This is a genomic window from Pseudomonas sp. LS-2, assembly GCF_003605735.1.
Taxonomy (GTDB): domain Bacteria; phylum Pseudomonadota; class Gammaproteobacteria; order Pseudomonadales; family Pseudomonadaceae; genus Aquipseudomonas.
Genome location: NZ_QXTJ01000001.1, coordinates 1 through 25,805, shown reverse-complemented (window position 1 = coordinate 25,805; position 25,805 = coordinate 1). Strand labels below are relative to the sequence as shown.

At 58.2% G+C, this 25,805-nt stretch carries 43 protein-coding genes and 2 pseudogenes; 21 read left to right on the top strand and 24 right to left on the bottom strand.

The annotated features are described in order from the left end of the window. Positions 1-3: 3 nt before the first annotated feature. The 20 genes from D3M70_RS00215 to D3M70_RS00125 form a co-directional block, all read right to left on the bottom strand. Positions 4-1,137, bottom strand: coding sequence for a DUF2213 domain-containing protein (locus D3M70_RS00215; RefSeq protein ID WP_120123358.1), 1,134 nt, complete (start codon positions 1,135-1,137; stop codon positions 4-6). Next, positions 1,137-2,954: an anti-CBASS protein Acb1 family protein gene (locus tag D3M70_RS00210; protein ID WP_120123356.1), complete on the bottom strand. Its 1,818-nt coding sequence runs from the start codon at positions 2,952-2,954 to the stop codon at positions 1,137-1,139. The genes D3M70_RS00215 and D3M70_RS00210 overlap by 1 nt, the downstream gene beginning before the upstream one ends. Then, positions 2,954-4,240 (bottom strand): terminase large subunit domain-containing protein, encoded by a 1,287-nt coding sequence (locus tag D3M70_RS00205; RefSeq protein WP_120123353.1) that lies wholly within the window; start codon positions 4,238-4,240, stop codon positions 2,954-2,956. Before D3M70_RS00205 ends, D3M70_RS00210 begins: the two co-directional genes overlap by 1 nt. Then, a complete protein-coding gene (locus D3M70_RS00200) occupies positions 4,212-4,688 on the bottom strand; it encodes a DUF2280 domain-containing protein (protein ID WP_120123351.1) in 477 nt (158 codons plus the stop codon). The genes D3M70_RS00205 and D3M70_RS00200 overlap by 29 nt, the downstream gene beginning before the upstream one ends. A gap of 32 nt (positions 4,689-4,720) precedes the next feature. Beyond that, positions 4,721-5,344 (bottom strand): putative metallopeptidase, encoded by a 624-nt coding sequence (locus tag D3M70_RS00195; protein WP_120123349.1) that lies wholly within the window; start codon positions 5,342-5,344, stop codon positions 4,721-4,723. A 35-nt stretch (positions 5,345-5,379) separates the two neighbouring features. Next, complete coding sequence (locus tag D3M70_RS00190) at positions 5,380-5,835, bottom strand: hypothetical protein (protein WP_120123347.1); 456 nt, start codon at positions 5,833-5,835, stop codon at positions 5,380-5,382. A gap of 99 nt (positions 5,836-5,934) precedes the next feature. Next, positions 5,935-6,240, bottom strand: coding sequence for an XRE family transcriptional regulator (locus tag D3M70_RS00185; RefSeq protein ID WP_120123345.1), 306 nt, complete (start codon positions 6,238-6,240; stop codon positions 5,935-5,937). Between the two features lie 42 nt (positions 6,241-6,282). Next, complete coding sequence (locus D3M70_RS31855) at positions 6,283-6,450, bottom strand: hypothetical protein (RefSeq protein ID WP_165869707.1); 168 nt, start codon at positions 6,448-6,450, stop codon at positions 6,283-6,285. Between the two features lie 121 nt (positions 6,451-6,571). Continuing rightward, positions 6,572-6,763, bottom strand: a complete 192-nt coding sequence (locus tag D3M70_RS00180) for a hypothetical protein (protein WP_120123343.1) — start codon at positions 6,761-6,763, stop codon at positions 6,572-6,574. Positions 6,764-7,018: 255 nt separating this feature from the next. Next, positions 7,019-7,240 (bottom strand): hypothetical protein, encoded by a 222-nt coding sequence (locus D3M70_RS00175; protein WP_120123340.1) that lies wholly within the window; start codon positions 7,238-7,240, stop codon positions 7,019-7,021. Positions 7,241-7,468: 228 nt separating this feature from the next. Then, positions 7,469-7,777 carry a hypothetical protein gene (locus D3M70_RS00170; protein WP_120123338.1) on the bottom strand — a complete coding sequence of 103 codons (309 nt, stop codon included), beginning with the start codon at positions 7,775-7,777 and terminating at the stop codon, positions 7,469-7,471. A gap of 229 nt (positions 7,778-8,006) precedes the next feature. After that, a complete protein-coding gene (locus tag D3M70_RS00165; protein ID WP_120123336.1) occupies positions 8,007-8,300 on the bottom strand; it encodes a hypothetical protein in 294 nt (97 codons plus the stop codon). Between the two features lie 132 nt (positions 8,301-8,432). Further along, the gene (locus D3M70_RS00160; protein ID WP_305955073.1) at positions 8,433-9,026 is read right to left on the bottom strand and encodes a hypothetical protein; all 594 of its coding nucleotides are present in this window, start codon (positions 9,024-9,026) and stop codon (positions 8,433-8,435) included. Then, the gene (locus D3M70_RS00155) at positions 9,026-9,628 is read right to left on the bottom strand and encodes a recombination protein NinG (protein WP_120123334.1); all 603 of its coding nucleotides are present in this window, start codon (positions 9,626-9,628) and stop codon (positions 9,026-9,028) included. The genes D3M70_RS00160 and D3M70_RS00155 overlap by 1 nt, the downstream gene beginning before the upstream one ends. Before the next feature lie 115 nt (positions 9,629-9,743). Beyond that, the gene (locus D3M70_RS00150) at positions 9,744-10,331 is read right to left on the bottom strand and encodes a DUF1367 family protein (RefSeq protein WP_120123332.1); all 588 of its coding nucleotides are present in this window, start codon (positions 10,329-10,331) and stop codon (positions 9,744-9,746) included. 143 nt (positions 10,332-10,474) lie between these two features. Then, entirely contained in the window at positions 10,475-10,924 is a 450-nt protein-coding gene (locus D3M70_RS00145; RefSeq protein ID WP_120123330.1) for a hypothetical protein, read from the bottom strand. After that, entirely contained in the window at positions 10,921-11,397 is a 477-nt protein-coding gene (locus D3M70_RS00140; protein ID WP_120123328.1) for a hypothetical protein, read from the bottom strand. Before D3M70_RS00140 ends, D3M70_RS00145 begins: the two co-directional genes overlap by 4 nt. Positions 11,398-11,506: 109 nt before the next feature. Further along, positions 11,507-12,298, bottom strand: a complete 792-nt coding sequence (locus D3M70_RS00135) for a hypothetical protein (RefSeq protein ID WP_120123326.1) — start codon at positions 12,296-12,298, stop codon at positions 11,507-11,509. Further along, the gene (locus tag D3M70_RS32445) at positions 12,282-13,196 is read right to left on the bottom strand and encodes a hypothetical protein (RefSeq protein WP_256659647.1); all 915 of its coding nucleotides are present in this window, start codon (positions 13,194-13,196) and stop codon (positions 12,282-12,284) included. The genes D3M70_RS00135 and D3M70_RS32445 overlap by 17 nt, the downstream gene beginning before the upstream one ends. A gap of 104 nt (positions 13,197-13,300) precedes the next feature. Further along, on the bottom strand, positions 13,301-13,735 hold the full coding sequence (locus D3M70_RS00125; RefSeq protein WP_120123324.1) for a phage regulatory CII family protein: 435 nt from the start codon (positions 13,733-13,735) through the stop codon (positions 13,301-13,303). 84 nt (positions 13,736-13,819) lie between these two features. Between D3M70_RS00125 and D3M70_RS00120 the strand changes: the two genes are divergently transcribed. Continuing rightward, the gene (locus tag D3M70_RS00120) at positions 13,820-14,026 is read left to right on the top strand and encodes a hypothetical protein (RefSeq protein WP_120123322.1); all 207 of its coding nucleotides are present in this window, start codon (positions 13,820-13,822) and stop codon (positions 14,024-14,026) included. On the opposite strand, the gene D3M70_RS00115 is transcribed toward D3M70_RS00120, so the two are convergent. Then, positions 14,023-14,259: a hypothetical protein gene (locus D3M70_RS00115; RefSeq protein WP_120123319.1), complete on the bottom strand. Its 237-nt coding sequence runs from the start codon at positions 14,257-14,259 to the stop codon at positions 14,023-14,025. The two genes, D3M70_RS00120 and D3M70_RS00115, sit on opposite strands and share 4 nt — an antisense overlap. Before the next feature lie 110 nt (positions 14,260-14,369). On the opposite strand from D3M70_RS00115, the gene D3M70_RS00110 reads away from it, so the two are divergent. The 3 genes from D3M70_RS00110 to D3M70_RS32440 are packed head-to-tail and all read left to right on the top strand — an operon-like array spanning position 14,370 to position 15,888. Further along, positions 14,370-15,218: a S24 family peptidase gene (locus D3M70_RS00110; RefSeq protein WP_120123584.1), complete on the top strand. Its 849-nt coding sequence runs from the start codon at positions 14,370-14,372 to the stop codon at positions 15,216-15,218. A gap of 36 nt (positions 15,219-15,254) precedes the next feature. After that, the gene (locus tag D3M70_RS00105) at positions 15,255-15,578 is read left to right on the top strand and encodes a hypothetical protein (protein ID WP_120123317.1); all 324 of its coding nucleotides are present in this window, start codon (positions 15,255-15,257) and stop codon (positions 15,576-15,578) included. Beyond that, positions 15,547-15,888 (top strand): hypothetical protein, encoded by a 342-nt coding sequence (locus D3M70_RS32440; protein ID WP_256659645.1) that lies wholly within the window; start codon positions 15,547-15,549, stop codon positions 15,886-15,888. Before D3M70_RS00105 ends, D3M70_RS32440 begins: the two co-directional genes overlap by 32 nt. Before the next feature lie 48 nt (positions 15,889-15,936). Here the strand turns inward: D3M70_RS32440 and D3M70_RS00095 are convergent, their stop codons facing one another. Next, positions 15,937-16,257: a DUF1654 domain-containing protein gene (locus D3M70_RS00095; protein ID WP_120123311.1), complete on the bottom strand. Its 321-nt coding sequence runs from the start codon at positions 16,255-16,257 to the stop codon at positions 15,937-15,939. A gap of 521 nt (positions 16,258-16,778) precedes the next feature. On the opposite strand from D3M70_RS00095, the gene D3M70_RS00090 reads away from it, so the two are divergent. The 13 genes and pseudogenes from D3M70_RS00090 to D3M70_RS33915 all read left to right on the top strand — a co-directional run bounded on the left by D3M70_RS00090 (position 16,779) and on the right by D3M70_RS33915 (position 22,133). Next, positions 16,779-16,994 (top strand): hypothetical protein, encoded by a 216-nt coding sequence (locus D3M70_RS00090; protein ID WP_120123309.1) that lies wholly within the window; start codon positions 16,779-16,781, stop codon positions 16,992-16,994. Then, positions 16,991-17,209, top strand: coding sequence for a hypothetical protein (locus D3M70_RS00085; RefSeq protein ID WP_120123307.1), 219 nt, complete (start codon positions 16,991-16,993; stop codon positions 17,207-17,209). The genes D3M70_RS00090 and D3M70_RS00085 overlap by 4 nt, the downstream gene beginning before the upstream one ends. Before the next feature lie 385 nt (positions 17,210-17,594). Beyond that, positions 17,595-17,798: a hypothetical protein gene (locus tag D3M70_RS00075; protein ID WP_120123304.1), complete on the top strand. Its 204-nt coding sequence runs from the start codon at positions 17,595-17,597 to the stop codon at positions 17,796-17,798. 258 nt (positions 17,799-18,056) lie between these two features. Further along, complete coding sequence (locus D3M70_RS00070; RefSeq protein WP_120123302.1) at positions 18,057-18,314, top strand: hypothetical protein; 258 nt, start codon at positions 18,057-18,059, stop codon at positions 18,312-18,314. Further along, the gene (locus tag D3M70_RS00065) at positions 18,311-18,727 is read left to right on the top strand and encodes a hypothetical protein (protein WP_120123299.1); all 417 of its coding nucleotides are present in this window, start codon (positions 18,311-18,313) and stop codon (positions 18,725-18,727) included. Before D3M70_RS00070 ends, D3M70_RS00065 begins: the two co-directional genes overlap by 4 nt. Beyond that, a complete protein-coding gene (locus D3M70_RS00060; protein WP_120123297.1) occupies positions 18,724-18,921 on the top strand; it encodes a hypothetical protein in 198 nt (65 codons plus the stop codon). Before D3M70_RS00065 ends, D3M70_RS00060 begins: the two co-directional genes overlap by 4 nt. Continuing rightward, positions 18,918-19,145 carry a hypothetical protein gene (locus D3M70_RS00055; protein ID WP_120123294.1) on the top strand — a complete coding sequence of 76 codons (228 nt, stop codon included), beginning with the start codon at positions 18,918-18,920 and terminating at the stop codon, positions 19,143-19,145. The genes D3M70_RS00060 and D3M70_RS00055 overlap by 4 nt, the downstream gene beginning before the upstream one ends. Further along, the gene (locus tag D3M70_RS00050; protein WP_120123292.1) at positions 19,142-19,336 is read left to right on the top strand and encodes a hypothetical protein; all 195 of its coding nucleotides are present in this window, start codon (positions 19,142-19,144) and stop codon (positions 19,334-19,336) included. Before D3M70_RS00055 ends, D3M70_RS00050 begins: the two co-directional genes overlap by 4 nt. Positions 19,337-19,814: 478 nt before the next feature. After that, on the top strand, positions 19,815-20,549 hold the full coding sequence (locus D3M70_RS00040) for a hypothetical protein (protein ID WP_120123288.1): 735 nt from the start codon (positions 19,815-19,817) through the stop codon (positions 20,547-20,549). After that, on the top strand, positions 20,549-21,046 hold the full coding sequence (locus D3M70_RS00035) for a siphovirus Gp157 family protein (RefSeq protein ID WP_120123286.1): 498 nt from the start codon (positions 20,549-20,551) through the stop codon (positions 21,044-21,046). Before D3M70_RS00040 ends, D3M70_RS00035 begins: the two co-directional genes overlap by 1 nt. A gap of 8 nt (positions 21,047-21,054) precedes the next feature. Further along, positions 21,055-21,546 carry a single-stranded DNA-binding protein gene (gene ssb, locus D3M70_RS00030; protein WP_120123283.1) on the top strand — a complete coding sequence of 164 codons (492 nt, stop codon included), beginning with the start codon at positions 21,055-21,057 and terminating at the stop codon, positions 21,544-21,546. Between the two features lie 2 nt (positions 21,547-21,548). Beyond that, complete coding sequence (locus tag D3M70_RS31850) at positions 21,549-21,725, top strand: hypothetical protein (protein WP_165869706.1); 177 nt, start codon at positions 21,549-21,551, stop codon at positions 21,723-21,725. A 75-nt stretch (positions 21,726-21,800) separates the two neighbouring features. After that, positions 21,801-22,133, top strand: a pseudogene (locus tag D3M70_RS33915) (hypothetical protein). A 158-nt stretch (positions 22,134-22,291) separates the two neighbouring features. Here D3M70_RS33915 and D3M70_RS31640 read toward each other — a convergent pair. Continuing rightward, positions 22,292-22,489 (bottom strand): hypothetical protein, encoded by a 198-nt coding sequence (locus D3M70_RS31640; RefSeq protein WP_133306424.1) that lies wholly within the window; start codon positions 22,487-22,489, stop codon positions 22,292-22,294. Positions 22,490-22,808: 319 nt separating this feature from the next. On the opposite strand from D3M70_RS31640, the gene D3M70_RS00020 reads away from it, so the two are divergent. From D3M70_RS00020 to D3M70_RS31635, 3 genes are all read left to right on the top strand, one after another. Further along, positions 22,809-23,663: a DNA adenine methylase gene (locus D3M70_RS00020; protein ID WP_120123281.1), complete on the top strand. Its 855-nt coding sequence runs from the start codon at positions 22,809-22,811 to the stop codon at positions 23,661-23,663. 47 nt (positions 23,664-23,710) lie between these two features. Beyond that, the gene (locus tag D3M70_RS00015; RefSeq protein WP_120123279.1) at positions 23,711-24,634 is read left to right on the top strand and encodes a DNA cytosine methyltransferase; all 924 of its coding nucleotides are present in this window, start codon (positions 23,711-23,713) and stop codon (positions 24,632-24,634) included. Between the two features lie 69 nt (positions 24,635-24,703). After that, positions 24,704-24,898: a hypothetical protein gene (locus D3M70_RS31635; RefSeq protein ID WP_133306423.1), complete on the top strand. Its 195-nt coding sequence runs from the start codon at positions 24,704-24,706 to the stop codon at positions 24,896-24,898. Between the two features lie 59 nt (positions 24,899-24,957). Here the strand turns inward: D3M70_RS31635 and D3M70_RS31845 are convergent, their stop codons facing one another. Further along, positions 24,958-25,467 carry a hypothetical protein gene (locus D3M70_RS31845; RefSeq protein WP_165869705.1) on the bottom strand — a complete coding sequence of 170 codons (510 nt, stop codon included), beginning with the start codon at positions 25,465-25,467 and terminating at the stop codon, positions 24,958-24,960. Positions 25,468-25,498: 31 nt separating this feature from the next. On the opposite strand from D3M70_RS31845, the pseudogene D3M70_RS00005 reads away from it, so the two are divergent. Continuing rightward, positions 25,499-25,805, top strand: a pseudogene (locus D3M70_RS00005) (hypothetical protein); the annotation flags it as partial.

The following is a 25,805-nucleotide window of genomic DNA, read 5'->3' as shown; positions in this document are numbered from 1 at the left end:
TCCTTAGGCCTGTGCTGGGAGGTGAGCGGTCTGCATGTCTGCAATCATCTGCAGGCGTGCCTTTTCGGATTCGTCGCCGACGGTCTTGCCGTCCTGCTGAATCATGTGCTGGCGGAACGGGTCATTCGCCGGGTTCTTCGCCGCGTCCTCGACCAGGATCTCGAAGCGGGCGTCGATGTAGGCGTCAGCCTTGCCAGCCACCGCCGCGTCGCCCAGCTTGGCGATCACTACAGCCTTGCGGATGTCAGCATCGGTCTTGCCGGTGTAGTCGGCATCGGCGATGGACTTGGCTTTGCTGATCAGGTCAGCGCGGGCAGTTACTCGCGCATCGATGTCTGCATCGCTGAGTTGCTTGGCCTTCAGGCTGTCGATCTCGGCGTCTTTCTTAGCCAGATCAGCATCCTTCAGCGCCAGAGCAGCGGCATGGGCATCAGTCAGGGTTTTGATGTTCACCCCGGCATCGGCCAGCTGTTTGGTCAGCTTGTCGATAGCCTGGGCACCTTGATCGGTGGTTTGAACGGACAGGCCATCAACAATGACCGTGCGCAGGGTGTCAGCCATTTGATGGCCTCCTTGTGGGGGTGTGGGGGTGTTGTCGCCGAAGCGAAGCTGGTCGCCGCCGCGAGCTCGGTGCTCGAGGCTCATATGGTTCATCTTCATCGGGCCGAGATAGCAGTCGAACGGCTCGCCCTCGGGGCTCACGCCGTCCTGAAAGACAACCTCGGCGCCGTAGCCCATGGAGAGCTCGCGCTTACCGGCTTCCCAGTCCTCAATAGCCTTGGCATCCATGAGAACGAGCGGGACCTTAACGAACTGTCCGTCACGAACCACTTCGCCGCCGGTTTGGCCGATGGCTACGTCCTTCCAGTTCTTGGAATTGACGCCGTCGCCGCCCGGGTGACCATTGGTCATGGGCCGATACGCGTAGGACTGCATGGCGTCCTGGTGAAATACCGCGCTTTCAGGGCGATACACTCGAACAATCGGCTTGTCGCGCAACCCGTGCTCGTTTTCAGGATCAATCTCGGTCCCGAGATAGTCTTGAATCCCGGTACGGGCCACGCGCGCTTCGCCCACGAGATAGCCGTCCGCGGTACGCCGTACGCCCGAGACAGTCACTGAGTCGGTGAAGATCATTACTGCTCCTTGAGGTTGTCCTGCCGGCCCTCGACGACTTCCTCGAAGATTTCCGGCCCAAGCTCGATGGCGCCGCGATAGGGCTCAACCTTGCTCAGGTCAACGCTGCCGGGCTCGTAGGTGAAGGTGATGTGAGGTTGGTATTCCGGCCAATCCCACGACGCGCCCGCCTCGATGATCGAAACGTGACGCCACGCGAGTTCGGAGCTGTTGAACAGGAGGACCACAGCACCTTCGCCGAACTTGTCGATCAGCCGCGCGCCGCCTGGTGCGATGGACAACTGGCCCTTGCCGTTGCCTGACCACGACTCGCCAACCTTCATCCAGTCCAGCGGTTCGCGGCTGTAGGCCACGGTGACGTGCATGTCATCCGCAGGTAGGGTCGTGTCAAACCCTTGCGACTTGGCCCATGCGATGATCTCGCCTGCGTTCAGTACGGCGCGGGACACGTACAAACTGCGAGGTGCGGCGTCAGTAATGGTTTTTGCCGTGGCCCCGGGCGCAGCTGCCGGCGGCTCTTCGTCCTCTTCAGGCAGAGCGCTACCGAATTGTGCAATGGCTGACTCAAGCCCAGGCACTACGCCGTTTTCGACCAGCAGCGTTACTGCCGCCTTGCTGAGAGCCTCGTCCGGGAACAGAGCACTGTCCTTCAGCACCTTGATGGTGTCGGCTGTAGTCTTGCCGATATCGGAACGCTCTTTGGCCGTGGACTGCCATAGCGGCGCCCAGTTGTAGTGAATCTCCGGCGGTCGAGTGCCGAGCGCAGAGCGAATCAGGCATTCGTCCGAGACGCTCATGGCAGGGCTGATGCCAAGCTCTTGCAGCGCCTGCACCCTGTCGTAGTAGTTGCGCAGATCGGAGTCGCCCGTGGCGTTCAGGCCGCCCGGTGACTGGCTCAACATCCGGGTCGCAGGGATATCGGCAGCGCCGGAAACCACCTGAAGGAAGCGATCTAGAATGTCAGGCAGTGTGCCGAAGCTCGCCGACTTGCTCTCGTACTCCTCTTCCTTGTCCAGGATCAGCGTGCCGTTGATGCCCTTCGCCATGGCCGCCAGGCGCAGACGCTCAAGGATCAGCTTCTCGTACGCCTTGTCCTGCATGTTCTGCATGAAGTCAGGGATGCGGATTACGTCGACCTTGGCCTCGAAGATCAGGCTGGCGATGTTGGCCATGGTCGCGTCAGCGTGCTTGACCGCCTCCATCACGGCCAGCAGCACCGAATCGCCCCACCCCTGTTCAGTCCCCATTGCCAGCTCTGCATCTGGGTGCGGTGCGCCGATGAACTCCATCAGGCGCGAGGGGTGAATCTCCATGCCAATCGACGTGCCGGCCAGCGTGTACGCCTTGGGCTTGCCGTATCGCGGTGACTGCGGGTCCTGCTCAAGCTCTGTCGGGTGGAGATTGCGGCGCGTCATGACCGTGAGGTATTTCACCCCGCCAGCCTTAATACGATCCGGGTTGAGCTCCGTCGACAGGTCGCGGTCTCCGGTACCGATGAACACTGCGGCCCCACCGAATAGCCTGGCCTTGATCATGGCATCCAGGACTTTCGCCTTGATACCAAGCCGCTTTTCCTCGGCTTCGATCTTCTCGATCTGACTCTTGTCGGCCTGCCAGTTACGCCACTTGCGGCACGCATCCAGCGCTGGCACCTCGACGATCTTGCGTGGAAGCCATGACCCGCGATATGCGTTGATCAGCTCCTCGTCGGTCATCAGCGCTGGGCCGTAGGTCGTACCGGAGGACTTGTCGCGATCGGTGCCGAGATTGGCCACCAGGTTGACGAGCTTGTCGCTCAGGTATCGGATGGCACCCATTAGGAAACACCTACGAGGGAGTACTTGTTGATTGGGTACTCTTTGTGAATGAAGTAGCCGCCGGCATCTGGCCGGTGGTCATTGCCCTGCTTCTTGTCAGGCTCGCCGTTGTCAGCCCATACCTGCTGTTCAAGGTCATCGGCGTAGGTTGGGCACTTATCAGCGTTTACGCGGTATCTGCGAGCGCCTGACGCGTTACAGAACATCGCGTTCATGGAGTTGATGCGGTCCTTGACCGGAGGGTTAGCTGCGGGAGCCACGACCATGAATCCGGCCTGCTTGAGCAGCGAGATATCTGTCTCGCTGGCACGCACTGACTTTCGGGAGTCGCCCGAGGCGTCTGGATAGATCCGAATCTGTCGGGTGTTCCGGTACTCGTTCCCGTCGTAAAACCAGTACCGCTCTTTAATCTGCTTGATCATGTCTGGCGTGTCGTAGCCGTTCACGATCTCGTCAACTGCGTGCGGCAAGCCCAAGCGTTTAACGTGGACCACCGCCGACATCTTGCCGACGTTGAAATCCATACCAATGAACAGGGCCTCGGCAGGCTGGATTGTCTCTTGGCTGCCATTGAGCGTGCGGTCGTAAGCGGTGTAGATCGTCCCCGATGTCAGGTTGACGAATTTGCCGTTCAGGTACGCCATGATCAGCTGTTCGGGGTACGACTCCATCAGCGATGGGATGTAGTCGTCCGGCAGGTTCAGCTCATTGTCGAAGGTGCTGGCCTGGATCAGCCCATACATCGACCTTAGGTGCGGCTTTTCTCGAAGCTGCTTCTCAAACTGCTGGTAGACGAACTTGAATCCCTCAGGGGTCGTTGTTACATCCACGCCGTTCTTCAGGCCCGGGACGTTGTAGCGCATCCGGGCGATGATCTTGCGCCACGCCTGCTGAGCCTTGAGCGCTGGCAGTACGTCGAGCTCGTCGACCAGTGCATGACCGATCTTGAAGCCGACAATGGTCTGTGGCTTTTCCATCGAGCGGCATATCGTGGTGCTGCGGTACTGCTTGCCGCTGTAGAAGTCGACTTCCTTGTCGCTCTCCTTCGTCCTGACCTTCAATCCCCAGTCAAACGCCACCTCTTCAATGGTCGGGAAGAAGATGTCGCGGATCTGCGGATATGTCGGGGCGAAGTAGCCAGAGTTGATGCCCGGCCACTCCCAGACGTGTTTGCAGAGCGCCGCGCACCCTACCCACGTTTTCCCTGAACCGAACCCCGCAACAAACCCTCGAAACTTATGACGCAGCTGCAGGAACTCAGCCTGGGGAACGTTCAGGCTCGGCATCCCGCTTCCTCGCATCAATCACACGAACTTCAACCGAGGTCGGAACAACCGTCTCGCCTTCGTCATCGGCCTTCTTCTGCCGATTCACGTACATGTCGCCCGTTTCCTTGGCTGCTTGCTCTAGCACCTGAAGCGCGAGCGGCAAGTTGCGCATGGTCTCGGCCTTCTCGACGATCCGGCCCAAGGCTCGAAGTCGATAGGCGCGATTGGCGATCGGGATGTCTGCGGTCTCTTCACGAAACCTGGTGCGGCAGTGGTTGAACAGCGTCACCCACTTCTCGCCAAGACCCTTACCGGCGAACTTCGTGGGGTCGTGCGATTCACATTGCTGGCGGCTGATCACGATGCCGAATTCGTTCTTGACTGCCTCCACCACTTGGGAGGGCGTGTCGAAGCAGGCCAGCGCCTGAACTATGAAGGCTTTAACCTCGCTTCGCAGGACTGCCATATGTTTGTCATCCGTCAAAACCTGTCATGGAATCAGGCCGACTTGAGCAGACAGGTTCCGCAGGCCCTCGAAATGTTGATGTTCGCCACTTCAGGTGGCTTGCTGGCAGCGTCTACCAGCTGCTGTACGTCATCACTCGCACCATAGCGACGTACCACACCGACGAACTCTTCCACGTCGTGACCACGAAGCGTAAGACTGGGCGTCCCGTCCTCTTTGAACTTGGGAGCGCCGTACTGATCGAGCTTCTGGGCGATGTGATAAAGCTCGTGTTCGACCAGCGCGCAGAACTCAGCGTCGGTGCATTGAGCGCAATAGTCAGCAGCCAGCGTGATGAGGAAGTCCGGCACTTCACCGAACCAGTCGGTCATCTGTTGCTCTTGTCGGGCCTTCTGCCATCCGCCAGCACGGAACATCACCGATTCGGCCTGGCCCAGTACCGTGCGACCCTGCTTCTCGAAACATGAGGACGCCCAGAGGATGCGTATCGGTGCATCTATCAGGTGAGCGTGATCGGGGTTATGAATGCTGCCGGTGTCTGAGAGGATCTGTTCGGTGATCCACTCCCAAACCTCCGGTGCCGGAGTCAGGCGGATGCCAAGCATGCGTAACTCTGACATTTCTTCGAATGACTTGGGTGGGAAAGGTCGCGCCATATGGGTCTCGCTATGGATTTGGCGCGACCGAGTTTTCAGTTCAGATCGCGCCCGAGCGCAGCTGTGAGCGACTGGGCCAGCACGAAGTACTGATGCCGATAGTTTCGCTCGACATGAAATGGCTGCTCGTCCGGCACTTCAGAGCTTATCCGCTTGTCCCGGTCGATCTTGAAGTGGAAGACCTCGAGCCACCTGTCCCGATCTAACTCATCCCGATCCTTACGCTCGAAGACATACTTTGCATAAACGCCTTCATTGCCGAGACGAATCAGACATCTACCTCGAGCGACTCCAAACGGTGACTCGATTGCCGAGTCCAAACCGTCCGAAGAGGGGGTAATCGACAGGCCAAGCTTGGCACCGTCATCGTCTGTCAATTCTGCTGCCAGCTTCTCGATCGCCTGCTTGGCATTGAATCGCAACTCCGCTGCGTCTGCGCGGGCGAATCTGGTGTTGTCCAGGTCCTGCGGCGTTAGCTTTTTGTAATCCATGACAGCCTCCGTTAGTGAGAGACCATTATGGCACCCGCGAAATGCGCCACGAAACGGACGCATCTGAATTCGTGGCGCGAGGTAAACCAGATTGTCGAGCTACTCAGAAGATCTGGGAGGTCGTCCAGCAGGCAGCGGACCTAACTCGACCTCTGCGCCTTGTGAACGCATGCGGTCAATAACCTTCCCCAGCTCTTCGTCCGAGAGCGTGAGCAGAGCAGCCATGTAGAAGTGCATGTGCTGGCTCAGTTCACGTGGCTGGACGCCGCCAGTGTATTTACGCCACTGGGCGCCCTGGGCGAGTCCTGCCAAGTCAGCCATTTGTGAGCTGGTGAATTCGAGTTCTGCTTTCAGGCGAGCTAAGTCACCTACGGATGGCGGGTCATAGCGTTGGATACGTTTCATTGAGCGTCCGAATGCCCCGTCTAATGCGGGGCTGGTGATCAGTCAGGCGAGGAACTTGAAGGCTACCCAGAATACGGCGAGCGCGAATGCCGTGCCGGCGGTCGCAGAGACCAGTATGCTTCGAGCTTCGTGGCGTGGCCCATTACGGACCTCATTGCCCAGTTGCTCAAGGTCTTCCCGCATTTGCTTTATGACTTGATCGTGGCTCATGGTCTTCCTCGTTTGGGATGCCGGGTCATGCCGTTGCAGACCCTGTGTGGTAACTGTCGCTCGAATCCTGATAAATCTCAAGACCCGTTAGGCAGTGGCCCCGATCGCTCGGGGCCTTTGCTTAGAACTTGTGGATGAAGGCGGCGGCGGTAACGATCACTGTGACTATCCCTCCTGCCGCTACAAACGGGTAAAACGTTGTTTCCCGCTTCATCTTGTTGGTCTCGGCGATCAGCTTTCGCGTCTCGGCGGCCAGCTTGTGAACCTCAGCTTGCAGTTTCTCAAGCTCCAGTTCCTCTCTTTCTTTCTGCATTCGTCTTCCTTTCGGGCTCGGGCTGCACCCTCTGTGCTACCCATGGAAAACATTATGTACCTTTAGGGTACACATAGCAAGCGGTATTTTGCTGGGAATTACCCGCTCCGTTTCCGCCCGCCAGCCTATCTGGGCTCCTTGCGGCGCTCGACCTTGCCCGGCTCACTGCCGAACCGATGATCACGCAAGCAACCGTCGCAGCTCAAACGCGCGCAGATCCAGCGCTTCACCTTGGGCCGATGAATTTGTGGCGCGCTATTGCTGATCAGGCGGCTCGCGCAACTTCGACTGCGGGATCACTCGGGCAACAGCTACGGCGACACCCAGCCCGAGGTTCACCGAAGCGAATACGATCGGGTTTACCAATCCTTGGAATGCTGACCACCCTATGGCCGCAGCATTCACAGCAGCAATCAGCACTGCTATTTGAACACTGGTCATTCGCCAGGCCTTACGCCATTCAGGGATGAGGGCCATGTTCTGCGTCCGAGGGAATGAGTTTTTCGAGGCTTTCGGCGTAGCGCTTCCAGTCGTCACGGCTCTTCGTCACGCGGCGCAGTGCGGCCTTTGGTGGTTCGGGCTCAGGACATGCCGACGGGGCAGACGTGAACCGGAAAACCGTTGTCTTGTGCTCGGCTGGCTGCCGGTTTACTGCGTCCTGCTGTGCGCAGCCGGCAAGCAACAGCACTACAACCAGTGCGCACCTCACTTTGGCCGTCCGAACGACTTGACCATCTCGGTAAGCGAGTCCAGGCGGAAGTCCTGGCGCTGGTCGGAGCTCCGCAGGGTGTCGATGAACTTGTCGCCGGCATCGCGCGAGCGTTCGAGGGAGTCAACGCGCTGGGTCAGCAGTGCCTGGCTGGTCTGGTATGCGTTCAGTGAAGCCTGAAGCGTGGACAGCGAGCCCACGACATACACGAACGCGCCAATCGCAGCAGCAGACAGGATCGTCTGGAGGACAGGCACGACGATTTTAAACACCGTGCTGTCAGCGATGCGGGATACGTCGGTCATGGGCTTTCCGGAATAAAAACGCCCGCAAGGAGACGGGCAAAGGAGCGCTGGAGGAGCAGCACGATGGATTCAGGGACGAATGATGCCCTCGCTGAACATGGCGATCAGAGGTTCCGAGGGATTGGGGAAGCAGATACATCCGGGAAAACAGCCACTGCGTAGCGGCTTTCCTCGGAGGTACAAAAAAGCCCGGCATGGCGTCCGGGCTTTTTCTTGCCTTCTGGCGTATTCAGCAGATCGACGGACCGTCGCGTTCTGGCTTTGGCTTCGCCGAGGCCATTTCGAAGTGATTGCTGGATGCGCGCAAATTGGACTTCAGTGCTTCGTCGGTGGGTTGACTGCCCGTTCGCCATGCAACAAGGGTCAATTCCAAACGCTTGAACGCAACACTTTGCGTCTCGCCCATGGAACGGACGGCGTGAAGCGCCGAGGTCACCGGGTCGGCCAGCGCGGTCAGGGAGAAACAGGACAGGCAGGCGGCGAGCGCGAGCCCCAGATACACGGTCAGTCGCTTCATCATCATTCAGCAATCCTCGGAGGTTTGGTTTTCGCTCACCCACAAAAAAGCCCCGCACTTGGCGAGGCTTCTGGTGAAATTCGCCAGAGGCGAAATTGTCACGATGGAGCGGATAATGCCTGAGCCGGACATTTGTCGTCAAGCAGCAATTTTCATCTCTTTTATCGCCAAAGAGACAGGCACCAAAGCTGCCTTGTCGAGGTCGTTGCAAGCGTTAAAACAGGCCAGAATGAAGCCCTCCCATTCTCGGGTCCATTGCTCGGACGATAGCTCCAAACCGAGCACGCTAAGCAGCCATGAGCGGAACGCCTCCGGCGACGGGCACGGGTCAACCCCTTCACTCTGGCCGCCTTGGTGCATTCGTCGATAGCGGTGCACAACGCCTTGGGCAACCAGGCGCGCCTTCTCGAACTTCTTGGCGTACATCTTCGGCCCGGCGCGATACGCAGCCATGAAAACCGCGTCGTCCGCCTCTTCCTTGTCGTCGAACGTAGCGATTGGGCTGTACATAAAGTTGCCGAACGCCTGCAGATGGGCTGGCAGTGTGGCAATCGCATGTTGGATCCGGGCCGATATCGACTGATGCATTGCGTGGCGGCTGTTCACCGACTTCTCGGTCTTCTGCACCGAGCAACCCAACAGGCCGATTTGTTCAATGTGCGCGCCCTGGCTATCCCACGGCGTGTACAGCGCGTCATGCCATGCGAGGCGTGCTGAATTCAAGTTGATCATTACGCTGCTCTCCCCTTCAGCTCTCTGGTCTTTGCCCGGTACAGGGCCTTGATCTCTTTCAGGTCGTCGACGGTGTATTTCTTCACCGACTGATCCGACTCCAGTTCGTCGACTGCGGCCTGGCCGATGCGGGCAATGAGGCCGATCCGGTAATCCACGGCGTTGCCCGACAAGAACCGATTGTCCTGTTTGCTCTGGGCGTGACAGTTGCGCTCGTCGAACCTGAGGTGTGGCGCCGAGCCAACGCTGCGGTAATGCCCGGCGTCTACGGCGTTACCGCTCCAGTCCAATGGCTTACCGCTCGAGATGCACAAGTGCCCGGCCAATTGGTCACGCCAGCGGATGTACTCGTTGAACGCCTGCTGAGCCTCCCGAAGGTGATCGCCGCGGCTCTTCAGCTTCTCCTTGCGCACCTTGATGTCCTGACGGTCCAGCTCTGCCAGTGCCTTGTGGGCTTTCTCCTGGTTCGCAGGGTTCTTGGCCTCAGCGAGTGCGCAGGATGGGCTGCACACCTTCTGCCCGAGGCGTTGAGGGATGAACGCGGTCCCGCACTCGGCATTCACGCAGCGTTTCTTCCGGCGTGCCGGCGGCGACTTCTTCACTGCCTGTCCGATCAAAGCCCACCCCCAAACTGGCAGGCCGCGGGCTGGCCGTGATACCCAGCCTCCAGCATGGTGACGATGCAGCGGGCGACACTTTTGAGGGCCTGATAAGTCTTCATGCGTAGCTCCCGATCATGTCAGCAGCGCACTGTGCCGCCTCTTCAGACTCAAAATGCGCAGACAGCACCAGTCGCCAGCAGGCGTTGAAGACGTCGCGGTAAAGCGGCTCGAACGCCAGATCGTCCATGGCCGACCAACTGATCGATTTGCGCTCCTTGCGGATGCCGTCAGGGGTCTGCACCAGGTGGAAATGCCCAGCCTCGATGGTGATCCAGTCGCGGAAAGCCTCGCGGCTCTTGTCCACGGCTGGGAATCGTTCGGCACGCTCAGCTTCGATCTGAGCGACGTAAGCTGCCACGGCTTCAGAGAGCTGCCCCGGCTTGCCGCTGGCCTTCTCGAAGAACTTGGCCAAGCCCTGGATGCCGCGCAACTCCTGCCGAGGCACAAGACCGCCGACTGGCTCCCAGTATTCCCACGCCAGATCCAGCATCGAGAAAAACTTGCCGTGGAACTTGGCGTTGCGCATTTTGGTGAACTTGCCGTGGATGACCTGACCGGCCTTCCACTTCTGCATGGTTTCGCGGTCGGCTTCGGTGGCAGGCACCAGGCCTTGGGCGGTGCGAATGAGGGCGACTTCAGCCATGGCGAAGCTCCTTCCACATGCACCAGGCGACGGCGCAACCGTGATAGGCGAACATCGCCGCACACGCAGTAGCGAACCAAAGAGAAGGCTCCGTGTTTGAGGCGATAAGCCAGATTGGACCTGCCAAACTGTGGAATTGGACGTTAGTCATGGCTGTCCTCATTGCTCACGCCCAGTTCACCGAGCGCCAACGCAGCAATCCCGAATGCTTCGACGCCCATCGGGGTCACCCGCAGAATGTCGTTCAGCGCGATAACGAGCGCCTCGTTTTCGGCCTTGAGCTGGTCGCGCTCAGTTCGAGCAATGTGTCGGCCCCGCGCAATGGCGTTTGCCTGATCAATCCAATAAACGTTTCTTTCTTCGAGCCGCTCAATCTCCGCGATCAGCTCCAGCACTGCGGCAGGGTTGGCGGCGGCGATGAATGATGCGGCGCGGCGTGTGAATCCCCAGTTCTCCCAATCAGACGCCCCTTCTGGACCGGACACATAGTACATACGAGAACCAGTCATCATGGACAACTCACCTTCGCTGTGAGTCCACACTTTCTCTGGCTGAGCCTCAGCCAGCGCCTTCAGCTTCTGAATGTCGTTCATGCGGCCACCTCTTCCTGATCGGCGTGAGCTCTCAGGGTCAACAGGCAGTCCCGAGCGATGAATGCGTCGATAACAAATCCGCCGAGATCAATCGCCAGCGGGTCACCGTTGCCCTTCCCGCGCGCCACGTAAAACTTCCGGCCCTCACGACCCTGGACTGGATCGAGCACGAAATAATTCTCGTCCGTTACCTCGATCAAGATCTGGTGATTGCCTGCCTCGATGTTCAGAGACGGCGCGGTGCACAGATAAACCCCCTCGTCTGCGAGCGGCGGTGTGTCGAGGCTGTAGAAAGCGGTGTATTTGACGCCCAGGTAATCAAGCATTTCGCGAAGAGTCAGATCGCCATCTCGGTATGGCTTGTGCAGCTCCTCGATGACGTCAGCCGCCGGGCGATTCACAATCATCGCCAGGCAGGTGGACACGCAGCTCACCGGGCATGGTTGGGTTTGCAGGATGATCAGTGGACTCATCGAAAAACCTCCTGCAGATTCACGGACTGAGCAGGCCGCTCCACCTTGTGGTTGAAGCCATACCCAGCTAACAGGGTTATGAGAGTGAGCACGATCCAGATTCGGCTGGTCATGGGCGGGCTTCCTTCTTGCTCTGTAGTTCGGCAATCGCAGCTCGTGCACGGCGCTTGCGGAGGTAGTTGTCTACGCGGCGGCGCTGAGCCTCCTTGCGGCGCTCCTGTTCCTTTCGTGCCTTGCTCGCCGTGAGGATCGAACGGACTTCTGCCAGCTTTTCGCGCATTTTCGGACTGACACGCGCAGGGGCCTGTCCGGTCAGAAGTCCGGCGATGGCCTGTCCCTCGGGTGTGATCGGAGCAATCCGCAAGTCAGCGAGATACCTGTTCCCGGCGTCATGGCTGATGAGTTGCGAACGCACAGCAGACTCGATGGCAATTACTCGGCGGCCGGGATCAAACCCCAGCGACACCTCCCACTTCGCTGGAAGGCTCTCGGCACGCGCATTGCCCACAAGGCGTTCGTAGGCGCTCATGAACGCCATCCGGGCGCCGACCTTGTCACCGGCATCGAGGATTGGGCCTGAGGCGACCATGGCTTGCCGGATTTCATCGGTCAGCACGACGGTTTCAAATTCGTCGCTGGCTGCCAGCGCCATAGACCAGGCCTCATCCTTTCCCGGGCGACCGTCCGCAGCTTGGACGCGCTGAAGGATGGCACCGAGGGTGAGGCGGCCAGTCAGCTCGCGGCGGCAACCACGCAGGGCGTTGGCGATCACGTCTACGGAGTGGTCAGCCAAGTCTTCAGCCATCATCTTCGCGGCATTCGGGCTGATAACCTGCCCCAAGGTTTCCGCTGTGGCACAGATGGCCATTGCCAGATCAGCTTGTTCATCGCATGAAAGCATTGCCCTTACCTCCCCCGTTGCGAATGGCGGACGCTGCCTCGTGCGCAGCATTCATGTTTGCTTGGGTCTGCTCCATCTGGCGGGCTGTAGTCGCGTTCATCTGGCGATTGGTAGCCCACTGAGTGCGATAGCTCTCCGCCTTGGCGAGCAGCGATCCGATGTCGTGGAAGTTGCGGATTAGGTACGAATCGTTGATGCCGACGAAGAACTGGGCGACCGCTGCCGCTTCACCACCAAGACGTTTCCAGAGTTCAACAACTTGGCGATTGACCTTGGCATTGCGAACAGGCGTTGCGCCGTATCGGTCCTGGTAGGCACTGGCATAGGTCGCCCAGATTCCACGACAGGCTTCCTGTTTGGCTTCGTCACCTTCGGATTTTTTCCTGGCACGCTTTGGCGAAGCCGGAGCGAGCGCCTGTGAAGTAGTCTTCTGTGTAGTCTTCTGTGTAGTCTCTGTAATAGTTGTGCCGTTTAGGTCGCACTTGTCTGCCCCTTTGGGCAGGACTTGTTGTGCCGTTTGGGTAGAACCAGTTGTGCCGTTTGGGCAGGACTTGTTGTGCTCTTTGGGAAGGACTGGGATAGCCTTCTCGCCGGACAGATAATCGAGCAGCAACTCGGTGTCGACACGGAAATGCATTTTTGCCGGAACGCCCTTTCTGACTTCTTCCAAGAGCTGGATCTGTCCCAGGCTCTTGCGTGCAGTGCGCACCTCTTTGCATGACAGGCCGATTTCCACCTCCCATTCAGATTCGGTTTTGTAGAACCAGCCATCGTTGGTCTTTTCGGTCCAATAGACGGCTTGAGAAAGGAACTGAGCGGCGGATGCGCTCAACCCGAGAACGCGCCTGAAAGCCGGATATACGGCTACGGCGCTTCCAGCCAATTCAGTGAGCTGCATCCTCAACCGACCTTTGCTTATCGCATGTAGTGCTGCCATAATCGTTCTCGCTGATTGCTGTACTTAAGAACCACCAGGCCCGGTGGTTTTTTTGTGCCTGAAATTCAGGCTGCTCGGACTGAAGCGTCCATCACGTCCAGGCTCTTACGAACGTGGTCGATCTCGACGCGGATCTGGGCTTTCTCGAATGCACTGACGTGGTTGTCGTCGAGCGCTTCATGAACGGCGATGGTCAGGTCGGCCACTTCTTTGCCAACGTTGATCAGCGATGAGGTCAGCGCCTGAGGCTGTACCGGCGCTTTCCCTACCAAGTCGTATCCAAATCCAGCAGCAAGCGCGCTGAGCACCCGGAACTGGTTCTCTGTGCTCAGGTTCTGAGCGATCAACAAAAACTTTGGCAGGTTCAGCGTGTGCGATTCGCTGTGCGGATTGGTGTGCTGCAGAAGTCCGATGTGCGTCTTGAAACCAGCCTTCGAGTAGAAGTCCTTGGCCCCTTCTGCCTTCACTGCGTTGTGTATTGCCTGCAGAAATTCTTCCATCGGAAACCTCTTGAATTATTTCCGTGGTGGCGCAATGCCAACACGTTGAGAATTGCTTTACTGAAAATGATCAAGGACGTATCCATGACCGACTCTTCCGAACTGCAAGGCGAGATAACCGCCCTCTGTTGCTTTGTGGGTGCCTTGGCATCCACCCTGCCCCTGTCTTCCCAGATGAGGCTCTGGCCTGCGTTCGAGCAGAAGGCCAGTCAGTTGCGTGATCAGTTGAGCCAGGAGGCTCTGCGCGGCTTCGAGCTGGCGACGATCTCGCTCAGCCCGAAGCGCGGTTAGGCGGCGCCCCGCAGAACCTTGTGTGCGAGATCGAGAAGGTCAGGACGCAGACCAGCGATAGTGATCTCGCCGCCGGAGGCGTCTTGAAGGCGGTCAGCCAGTTCGGCAGATGCTTTTCGATGCCCGCCAGCCAACTGCCAAAGATGACCAACAGTGGTTTTTGCGGCCGCCGCAACAGACTGACGCCGATCGTTTGGGGCGTTGGCAAGCCAATCACGCAGGTGCTCATTCATGGGATTCTCCTCAATATGGGAGAAATTTAGCTTGCGGCTAACATTTGAGCAAGGAATATTTAGCTGTGAGCACATTTAGCATTGAGCTAAACGCTGGCATTCTTGCGCGCATGGATATTTATGCGATTCGCAAGCAGCAATTGATCAAACTGATCGGAAACCAGAAGAAAGGCGCGTGCGCTGAACGCTGGGGGATGGCGCCTGCTCACCTGAGTCAGATCCTCTCCGACAAGACCGCAAAGAATCTTGGTGATGACGTGGCGCGGCGTATCGAGATGGTCGAGAACCTCCCTAGAGGCTGGTTTGACTCTCTGTCATCTGACGATGGGGATCGCTACCCAACTTCAAAAGCAGCCGAGTCGCTCACAATCCAGGAGCCCTCTGCCACCGCTGCTGACCAGGTAAAGCGAATGTTGGCGAAGGTGAAAGGTTTAACGACCGAAGCACGAGATAGAATTGTTGCTGCTGCGGAAGAGCCTGACGACGGGCGCCCCGACGTTTTCCCGGCGAACATATCCAGCCTCAGACCTACCAATGATGAAATCGTGATCCCTCAGTACGACATCCGCGCGGCGATGGGCCACGGCCAAGTGCCTCCGGACTACACAGAAGTGGTCCGTAATCTGGTAGTGCGTGAGGAGATACTTCGCGAGAAAGGCGTCACTTACACGTCTGCCAAGTCGTTGGGAATGATCAACGGTTGGGGCCAAAGCATGGAAGGCACCATCAATGACAAGGATCTGGTCATCGTCGACAAGGGCGTACAGGACTTCATTGGTGACGGGATCTACGTTCTGACCTGGCACCAAGAGCTTTACATCAAGCGGGTGATGCGCCTCGATGAGGATCACTACCGGCTGATCTCGGACAACCAGCACTATGAAAATCAGACAGCTAGGATCGAAGACGTGACTATTCACGCGAAGGTTTTGCTGATCTGGAACGCTCGGAAAGCTTGACGCCGCTCTCAAGCCCTCAAAATTCAAGGACGGACAATGACCAAAACCACCACCACCGTGATACCGCACATCAAAGCGGGTTCTTATCTTGACGAGCAAGTTGACAAGTTTGACGCTTTCGCCATCACTTGGAACGATGATGAAGCCATTCATCTGACATTCGGCAGGAATACCGTCAACGTAAAAAGTACTAGGTTTTTTGTTGAGGATGGCGTGCACGGTGTCGAAACCGGAGACATGGAGGTGATTCGCCTTGACGTTGCTGGGCTAACCATTCCGATGGACGTAGCCCGAGAACTCGCCGAGACGCTTGCTCGCATGATTGGGCATGCAGACGTTCGGAGATCTAAAGGTGAATAACGCGCCGGTCATCAAAGATTCCACTGGAAGAGTTATCTCAGGTCATCCATCATGGAAAAGTGAAGCGCCTGGTGGCGGTGGCGGAGGTAACGAAATGGAAGCCCGCGTTGCGAAGCTTGAGACCCATGTGGAGTACATCCGCAGGGATCTTGACGAGGTTAAAACCGACCTCAAAGAGGTTCACGGTGACCTAACAACCATAAAGCGTCGAATCTCGTATATTGCAGGCGCTTCGTTTGTGGTCGTCTTGATTCTTGGCTGGGTGGCTAATAATCGGTTCGAGCAGCTAATCTCCTTGCTAACGAAGTAAATTCTCAAATGAAAAGGCCCGCCACTTAAGCGGGCTTTTTTGTGCCTGTCAGAAAGGTGCGGCCTCTTCTACCGCATCAAACTCCTCTTGCACCTGGGCTCGCGGATCGTCATCCGCTGGAGCTTCCCAGCTTAGGGTCACCGACTCATCCTCATCGTTGAATGTCATGTCGATCCCGTCCACTTCTGATAGCACGCCCATCACCTCCTCCCATTCTCGATCACCGTCTGTTTCCAGCCTGTGGATCGTCACGCTCTTTCGTTCTTGAGCGATCGGGTGGTTGATCATGTTTGAAACCCTGAGATTCAGTCGCTCGATGCCGGACATCGGCTGGCGTTCTTGAGGTTTTTTCTTTTCTGCGCGGGCCATCAGCTTCTCCTTGATTACTGTATGTATGTACAGCTTCTGCAAATCTTAGCTCGCTGCTAAGCGGCGCGTAAACCCCCCCTCAATTCCTCATCGATCTTTTTGACCGCGTCGATGGCACAGGCTGTAAATTTCACGCAAAGCTAAATTATTTAGCTCAGAGCTATTGACTAGCCTTTAGCTTGGGGCTAAATTTCACCCATCGCAGCGACAAACCAACGGTGCGACAGGGCCTCAAGAGACCCGACAGCTCTTTAACAACCAGCGCCATGAACGACTACCCGGCCAAACCGGTTAGGTCACTCCCGGCACCATCGGTGGGAGGTCAGTAAACCGAAGGAAAAAAACCGCTGCGCTTGTGAGGCGACCGGCGCCAGATGAAAGCCATTGAGGGGCTCAGTCTGGCGAGGTGATGACCGAACTGTGCGAATGACCCTGAAGGGCGCAGTGAGTGACAAGACCCACAGATTTACTGAAGCACCTGGTTACTCGGGTGCTTTGGAAATCCAAGGGAGGAAATGGCAATGCACACACAGGTGCCGTACACAGCGATCCAGTTCAATCACTTCAAATCGGGCGTGACTCTCCGCTACTGCGCTGAAACAGGCCTATACGAAGAGCACGACAACGAGGTTGTCAGCTTTGTAGTGCTTGGCCCGCGCTTTATCAGTGAGTCTGCCTCGCCGCTGATCATGCTCGACGCCGACTCGGACTGGCCGAATGAAGAGCATGCCTCATGAGGCTCTTCAAGCCCATGAAGGGCTGTCGCGTATTCACCAGCGACAAGCACATGACCAAGCCAGCCGGTGAACTGCTCGGCTGGGTGGATCGGGTAGATGAAAACCTCTGTTACTTCCGCGAGGTTGGCGGCGGGATGGATGTCTTGATCTGGCGGTTCACCAACAGCGGGAACGGAAGCCAGTACCTGAACGCCTGGCATGAGTTTCTGACATGACCCAAAGATTTACTGATGCCGCTTCTATGAGGCGGCATCGGAAATCAACGGAGGTAATGCGATGCGACCAGTAATGACGATGAAAGCAATCCATGACAGCCGCGGCATGCGGACGGGGATTGAAGACGCAGCGGAGGGCAAGTTTCACGGATAGGGCGTCGAGTACGAAGAGTTTGAGAACGGGCCCGGCAACTTCAGCGTTGCGATCGTCGAAATGCCGGACGGGACTGTTCAAACCTTGATGCCTTGGGCGATTCGCTTTCTCGACAGCGACCAAGCAAATCAGGAAGCCATGGATTACGCATTTGCGAATCCAATCATCATCGGCTGAATCATCACTCCCGCGCATTCACAGAGTGCGCAGCGGGATGCAGAGGAGAGTCACATGCCAGATCCAAACAGCCCCAATGGCTGCTTTCAACGCCACGGCTACACAGTAGAGCGGACGCCACGCAAGAGCGGCGCCGGATTCCATCGAGCCATTTACGACAGCCGTGGCCAGCAAGTGTTGAGCCGCGCCGGCTACGACGCAGAGGTCCAGTTCTGCCGCGAGCAAGGGCTGCTGATAGACGATGCTGGCCAGGCTTGAAGTCCAGCCACTTCCCATGAGGTGGCATCGGGGAGTGATCTGGAATGACCCGCCATAAACCAGCGACAACTGGAATATGTGGTCAGCCAGATCACTTCACCGATGCGGAAGACTTCTGCACCGCGCAACGCGGCCCCCTGCATCACCCCTACCCCATAACGACCGCATCGACAGGTGCCCGCGTGCTTCACGGCACGGGCTTGGTCACCTGCGCGGGCATCTGATCAATGCGGTTGAACAGCGCCTACGGAGGCGACCATGAACGTCACGACTGAACCGGCAACCGTCTTTCGTGGCGGTGGGCGTCGGTGGTTCACGCTGCGCGCGGCCTGTCGGGCAGAGGCTGCAGCGCTGCTCAAGAAGCACTGCGACTGCGACTACTGCGATCACGAAGGCTGGGGGCGCGAGCATCTGCCCTGCCGCCTTCACCAGCCTGATCGCTACCCCCGAATCATTAAGCGCCTCACGAACGGCTATGTGCGCCGTTACCGGGCACAGCAGAGGATTCAGCGATGAACTCATTCGCAAGAGCGCAAGCGCGCTGGGACAACATGCAGCCGGATGACGACTCCGGGCGTGAGGAAGCGACTCACCGCTGGATCGAAGACACCGCCGAGAACCTGATGCGCGGCTGTGACCTGGTGATTCGCCGCCGTCTCTGTTCCCCCATCGTCGTCGAGTACTCCACGTTCCTGAGCAAGGTTCAGGAGCATCTGAATCAGCGGCAGATCGACGGGATGGATGACGAAGACTTCTACGCCCAGTTGGTGATCGCTGCTATTGGCGGCGCACCTGCCAAGACGTTCGCCTTGGGCCTGCTCGGCGAAGGCCAAACGCCGATGGGCAAGCTGTTCGATATTGCCGTAGCGCTGGTCGAGCCGCACGCCGAGGCAGGTCTTCAGGCTGAAGCAGAGGATGACGAACTGTGAACAGCCCTCACGTCCACATCAGCAAGCAGCTGGATCAGCTCGAAACTCTGGATTACCCGCCCTTCTACGAAGCCATAGTAGAGCGCCAGATCATCAACCTGTTCACCAGCAACCAAATCAACCCGGAAGAATTCGCCTACTACTGTGAGCGCTTCAGGCGCTTGGCTGGGCGTGAAGCGAGGATGGCGGCATGAGCAAGAAAATCAGACTGGCTGTTACCGCGCTCACTGGCCGGGTAATTGCCGGGCACGAAAACGCCAGGGGAACCGAAATCACAGAAGGTTCTCGCCAAGATGTGACCAGCGACTTCATGAAGGCGTTGATTGACAAGGCCGAGTACCACGGTGGCAAGTTCGAAATAGGCGGCGGTGGCGAATTCTGGGATGTCACTGTGATCAAGCGAGAGGCCGCCCAATGAGTACGCCAATCGTGAAATCTCTGATCGACGAACAGCTCGATGACGTGGAGCGCCGAATCGCCATCCTCGGCTTCGGCCTTCCGTTCAATGAGATCATCGGCAAGCCTCGCGAGATGCGGGTGTGTGATCTGAAACAGCGCCTGGCGCCGATCATGAAAGGGCGTCGGATCGCGGTGAGGGTTCGGCCATGAGCAGTCTTGATCTCTGGAAAGAGCTGATCGCTGAATCACTTGAGCAGCATGGCGTGGCGGCTACTGCCGAGCAGATAGACCTGGTCGCGGAAGACGCTGCGGGGATTGCGGAAAGCATCAGCGAGCACTCCTTTCGCCCAGCCGATCCTATGGTGCGCGAGCTAGCCGAGTCTCAGGCAGCGCTTCGGCGTGAGCAGTCCAAGGTCACATGCGCGCCTTGTCATGGCTCAGGAGTCATCACGACATCCGGGCCGTACCACGGAAGCACCTCGCAGTGTTGGAAATGCCGCGGTGAAGGAAGGCACACGCCATGAACCGCTACCAGAACGCCAAGCGCATCGCATTCTGGCGCGGCAGCTTCTTCACCCTGCTCCTCTGCTCTGCCTGGATGATCGCCAGCGCTTACGCACCGCACTGATTCAACCCCCACCCTATTCAATCGCAGCGCCCCGGCACACGGATGGCGCGGGAGACATTCATGTCCGACAACACAAGAATTTGGGATCAGGTCAACACGACCGACCCGAGCGCAACAAATAACTTCACCGGCATGGGCGGCTTCAAGGGTACGGCTATCAAGCCTACCTACCTCATGCGCAAAGCGACCGAAGTATTCGGGCCGTGCGGTGAAGGCTGGGGCTGGACAGTGCTGGAGGATCGCTTCGACGAAGGCGGGCCACTCCAGGCGCCAACTAAAGAATGGCCAGACGCGCCCCGCATCAACGCCAAGCTGCACACGCTGAAAATAGAGCTCTGGTATCTCGGCAAGGGCGGCCAGAAGTGCACTGTCCAGCACTACGGCCATACCCCCTTCGTGTTGCTCCAGCAGGGAAAAATTATCACCGACTGGGAAGCCGCGAAGAAGTCTCTCACGGACGCCATAGGCAAATGCCTCCAGCCGCTCGGTTTCGCAGCCGACATCCACATGGGGATGTTCGACGACGCAGCCTACGTTGAGGCGGTGCGTGATGAGGTCGCGCTGGAAAAGGCCGAAGACAAAGTGGAAGAGGAGGAACGCCAGAAACAGGCCCGACTCGACTATATCCAGTCTGTAGTCGACCTGCTGAAAGGTGCCCAGTCCGCCAACGAGCTCAAGAAGATCCACGATGTGGCGGTCAAAAAGCTTGCGGCGCGCAACGACAACAAAGCCGTAACCCGCATCGCTCGCGAGTATGACGAGCAGAGGCCGAGATTCCAGAAGGAGGCCGCGTAATGACCGCTCTCTACCAGATCAGCAAGGAATTCCAAGAACTGGCCGTACTGGCCGAAACCGCAGACGAAGACCTGGCCGTCGCGCTTCACGACACCATGGGCGCGATTCAGGCGGAGTTTGAGGACAAGGGCAAGGCGATTGCCATGCTGACTCTAAACATCGACGGTGATCTGGAGGCGATCCAGTCACAGATTGATCGGCTTACCGAGAGGAAGCGGATCATCACCAACCGCAAGGAATCGCTGAAGGAGTACCTGCGCTCCAACATGGAGGCTTCTGGCATCACAAAGATAAGCCACCCGCTTTTCACCATCAGCCTGGGCAAGGGTCGGCCAGTCGTAGTGATCGACAACGATAAAATCGTCCCCGATGACTACATGAACACAAAAGTCACCAGCACACCTGACAAGGCCATGATTGCCAAGGCGATCAAAGACGGCCTCGAAGTACCAGGCGCTCATTCTGAAACTGGCAAATCCTCAATCACTATCAAGTAAGAGCCCCCATGCCAACACTTACCGATATCGGCCGCTTGGGCCGCGACGCTGAACTGCGCTACACCCCCAGCGGCGACGCCGTCTGCAACTTGCCATTGGCCTGCGAATACGGACGCAAAGGTCAGGACGGCAAGCGTCCCACCCAGTGGGTCGACGCAACGCTGTGGGGCAAACAGGCCGAAGCCCTGGCGCCGTACCTGCTCAAAGGCCAGCAGCTGCACTTCACCATCGACGATGCTCATGTAGAGACCTTCGACAAGAGCGACGGCAGTCAGGGCATCAAGCTGACGGGGCGGATAATTATCATCAAGTTTGCCGGTTCCGCACCGCAACAGCAGACCCAACAGGCGCCGCAACAGCAGCCCCGCCAGCAGCCACAGCAGCGCACCCAGCAACAGAGCAGGCCAGCCCAGAACCAGCAAGGCACGAACGGCCCTGATTTCGACAGCTTCGACGATGACATCCCCTTCCGCCAACTGCCTTACCTCGCAGGTGCCTGATCATGAGTACCAACAACGCCAACTACTGGAACATCCAGCACATGCGCGACAGCATCGACCGGCTGCTGGCCGCTTCGAAGGACTGGAAGCCAGCCGACGCCGAGCGCGGCGAGGCAACCATCCTGAAGCTGGAGAAGCAGATCGAGCAGGCCAAGGCCGAGATGCTCACCAGCCGATGAAACGATCTGTGCCACAGCGTCGCAAGCGAGCGGCGCAACACCACCTACCTCCCAGCGGGCTCAAGGAGACCGACCATGGAAAAGACGCCATCAGGAGTCGTAAGCCTTCCCTCATGGATGACCTCGGTAAAGAAGCTCTACAACACCCGGAGCGGCGGCCAGTACCGGCCTGAGGATGTTGCCTTGGTCTTTGCTCTCAGCCTGCGCACCCATAACAGCGCCGACTAGCTCAGAAAGCTGGCTTGGCGTCTGGTCGATAAGGTCTGTCTGGAACACCAGCCGAACATGAAGCGACTGAGCCGCGAGCCGGACGACGCGAAGGTGTTCGATGCCGCACTTCGGATCATCAACCGAGTCTGTGACCTGCTGAACTGTGGGCCCGGCGAGTTCGAACGGAGTGCTGCGTGATGACAGCGAAGACTCCAAAACAACGCCAACAGGACAAGCGCGACCGGGACAAGATGTCGAAGGAAGATCGGGAGGCGCGTCTACTGTAAGGGCGCCTTATCACAACGATGGCGCAACTGGCAAAGCCGCAATCAAGCGACTTCAGTAAGCGTGACTTCCTAATTAAGTGAATGGTCAGGTTCAGTTGCGTAAACTAAAACAACTTGCTTCCCATCGCGAATAACTCCACACATGAAAGCATTCGTTTTAGGCAGAGAATTCAGTCTTTTGAATTCTTCATTCATTGCCGCCATTTTTTCGTGGCTGTCCCATGGGTTGATGATCGCTTCAAGACAGGCAATAAATTTTGATCTCATTTCGTCTTGCTCCGATGTTCGTTCAGGGGCTGCGCTGATTGAGACGAACTGTAGACACAGCACGTGGTTGCGTCAATGTGTGTGCCGGGATGCTGAGGGAGCGTAGTTCATCGAACATGAGGAGATAATCACGAGTTCTATTCGCGGCGCTGACCGCATGCCGGATGATCAGCTTAGCGATCACATTCACATTGCGTGACGCACAGCCGTGACGCACTCCGCGCCATCCGAAAAACCCTTTTCCTGTCTTCGCTCATGACCTTCTCCCTTCCTGTGGAGAGGTAAGCGTAGGCCATTCCCAACCGCATGGAATCGAACAGTGACCATCTCCGCACCGGTTATCCGTTACCACGGTGCCAAGTTCAGACTTGCGCCGTGGGTGCTACAACACTTTCCGCCCCACACCTGCTACGTCGAATCATTCGGCGGCGCCGCCGGTGTGCTGATGCAGAAGCCGCGTTCATACGCCGAGGTATATAACGACCTCGATGGCGACATCGTGAACCTTTTCCGTGTGCTGCAGGATCCGCCGAAGCGATCGGCACTGACTGAGCGCTTGGTGCTGACGCCCTACTCCCGCGCAGAGTTCGAATTGTCCTGGGAGCCGGCAGGGGATCCGGTAGAACGCGCACGGCGGACAATCATGCGGGCGCAGATGGGCTTCGGCTCCGCCGGTGCCACGAAAGGCGTCACTGGTTTCCGCATCGACACCAAGCGGCAGTACGGCACGGCCCAGTCGCTTTGGGCAGAGTATCCGGACTCGATCGCCGAAGTTGGCCAGAGGCTTACCGGCGTCCTGATCGAGAACCGGCCCGCAATCGAGGTCATCACAGCACACGACGCCGCGGCAACTCTCCACTACGTCGACCCGCCATACGTGCATGAAACCAGGTACAAGGGCGCTACCAGCGGGCGTTACTACCGGCATGAAATGGACGATGGCGAACACCGCAAGCTGCTCAGTGTTTTGCTCGATCTAGAAGGAATGGTCGTGCTATCCGGCTACCCCAGTGAGCTTTATGCCGAGCTGTTGCCGGACTGGACCTGCTACAGCACATCGGCTCGGATTTCCGCCGCGCGGGGCACCGCCACCCGGACCGAATGCATTTGGCTCAACCCGGCCTGTGTCGAACGAGTAAGTCAGATCGGTCTGGATCTCGGCGGGCGCGCCTGAAACATCCCCCTTCCCAACTTTGAATCACGCCACTGGCGAGGATCAGCATGACCACAGCAATCGATTTGTTCGCCGGACTCGGCGGATGGTCTACCGGCGCCCGCGCTGCGGGTGTCGAAGTACTCTGGGCGGCCAACCACTGGCCTGTCGCGGTCGAGTGGCACAGCGCGAATCACCCAGACACCCAGCACATTTGCCAAGACCTGCACCAGGCGGACTGGACCAAGGTTCCAAGCCACGACATCTTGCTTGCCTCTCCGTGCTGCCAGGGTCACACCCGCGCGCGAGGCAAAGGCGCTGGGAATCCACAGCACGATGCTTCCCGGTCCACCGCATGGGCGCCGGTGTCGGCTCTCGAGTTCCACCGTCCGCAGGCGGCGCTGATCGAGAATGTCCCTGAGTTCGCCGACTGGGTGCTCTATCCGGCGTGGCTGCAAGCGGTGCAGGCACTTGGGTATCAGGCAGCCCCGCACATCGTCGACTGTGCAGACTTGGGCGTACCGCAGCACCGGGTGCGACTGTTCATGGTGCTGACCCGCAGCCGAGCGCCGCTGATGCTGAACCTTCCCCAATTCCGGCACGTTCCGGCTACCAGCTTCCTCGACTTCGACGCGGGCAAGTGGTCACCGATCAACAAGCCAGGCCGAGCACAGGCCACTCTCAACCGAGTCCGTAACGGCCGGGAGCGCTATGGGGACCAGTTCATCATGCCTTACTACGGCAAAGGCTCTGGCCTCACCGGACGCGACATGAACAGGCCGATTGGAACCATAACCACGCTGGACCGATGGGCACTGGTACGCGGCGGCGAGATGCGAATGCTAAGCGCCAGTGAGGCCTTGGCTGCCCAGTCCTTCCCCGCCGACACGCTACGCCCCGCGAGCCACAAGCTGACCATGCACATGGCCGGCAACGCAGTTCCTCCGCTCGCTGGCCAGCACGTGATCGAAGCGCTGATGGCCGCCGCCTGACAAACCCCAAAGTAACCTCCAGAGGTTACATCTCAAAAAGTAACCTGATTGGGTTACAGGGATATCGCCATGCCTGAACCAGTTCGAATGGTCAAAGCCACCGTTTTTGTTGGCACTGATGGCAGCCATCGCATCAGCCTTCACCGATTGCCTCAAACCCACTTGTCACCAAGCGCCGCGCTGGCAATGGCGCGGGAAATTCATCAATACGCCATCGACGCCATGCGGGCTGACGGTGAGCGGGATATTCAGGAGGAGTTATGAGTCAGGAATGCCAACAACCACAGGCACATTCGGCGCGCCGCGGGTGCGAAGAGAAGAAGTCATACCCCGACCGGCTTTGCCACGCCGACTACACCGCGCACCCATACCACTGTGGCTGCCTGAAAGGCGATGCGGAAGCTCAGCGTCGGTTCGATGAGCACCAACACCACGCCGCTGTGCCGCCTGCTGGCGGAAGTCTGAAATGCTGGAACTGCAAGGCCGACTTCACACTGTCTGAGCGCGCCAACTGCGACGGTTGCTGCTGGAAATGCGGAAATGAAATCGACCTCGACGATTACGTCACCCGCCTGCAGGCCGAGAACGCCGCACTCCAGCAGCGCTTGAACGTGGCGGATCAGCGGGTTGACGATCTTGAATCCGACATAGCCAAGGCGCGGGAGTCCAATGGAAAGCTCCAGTCCCTGGCGCGCCGTACGCTTTGGCTCGCATATGTCTGGAACGACCACAATTTTGGACCGGCTCATCAGGAGGCTAGAACCGAAGCTAAGAAAAATGGGATAGAGAGCTTCGAGCAGGCAAACGAGTTTCTTGAGAGTTGCCTCGCCCACCAATCCGCTCCAGCCGCGAAGGGTGAATCAGATGAGTGATCAAACAGAATTGCTGCGGCTCCTGCGTCTGGCATGGATTTCCGATCATGTAACCGCCGATGACTGCAAAAAGATAGACACCCTTCTCGCTGCCACTGCCGAGGATGTCCGCGCAGTGGTGGATGAGCGCACGCCTCAGGATTACGCGATCGAGCACGCTGAATACCTCGCCGCTGCAGCCGACGGTGTGCAGGAGGCATACAAGGCGTATTCGCTGGCCCAGATGAATGTCGACGAAGGCGGCGATGAAGGCGAAGACGAGCTCGCCGAGGTGGTTGACTCCGCCCGCGCAGATCTAC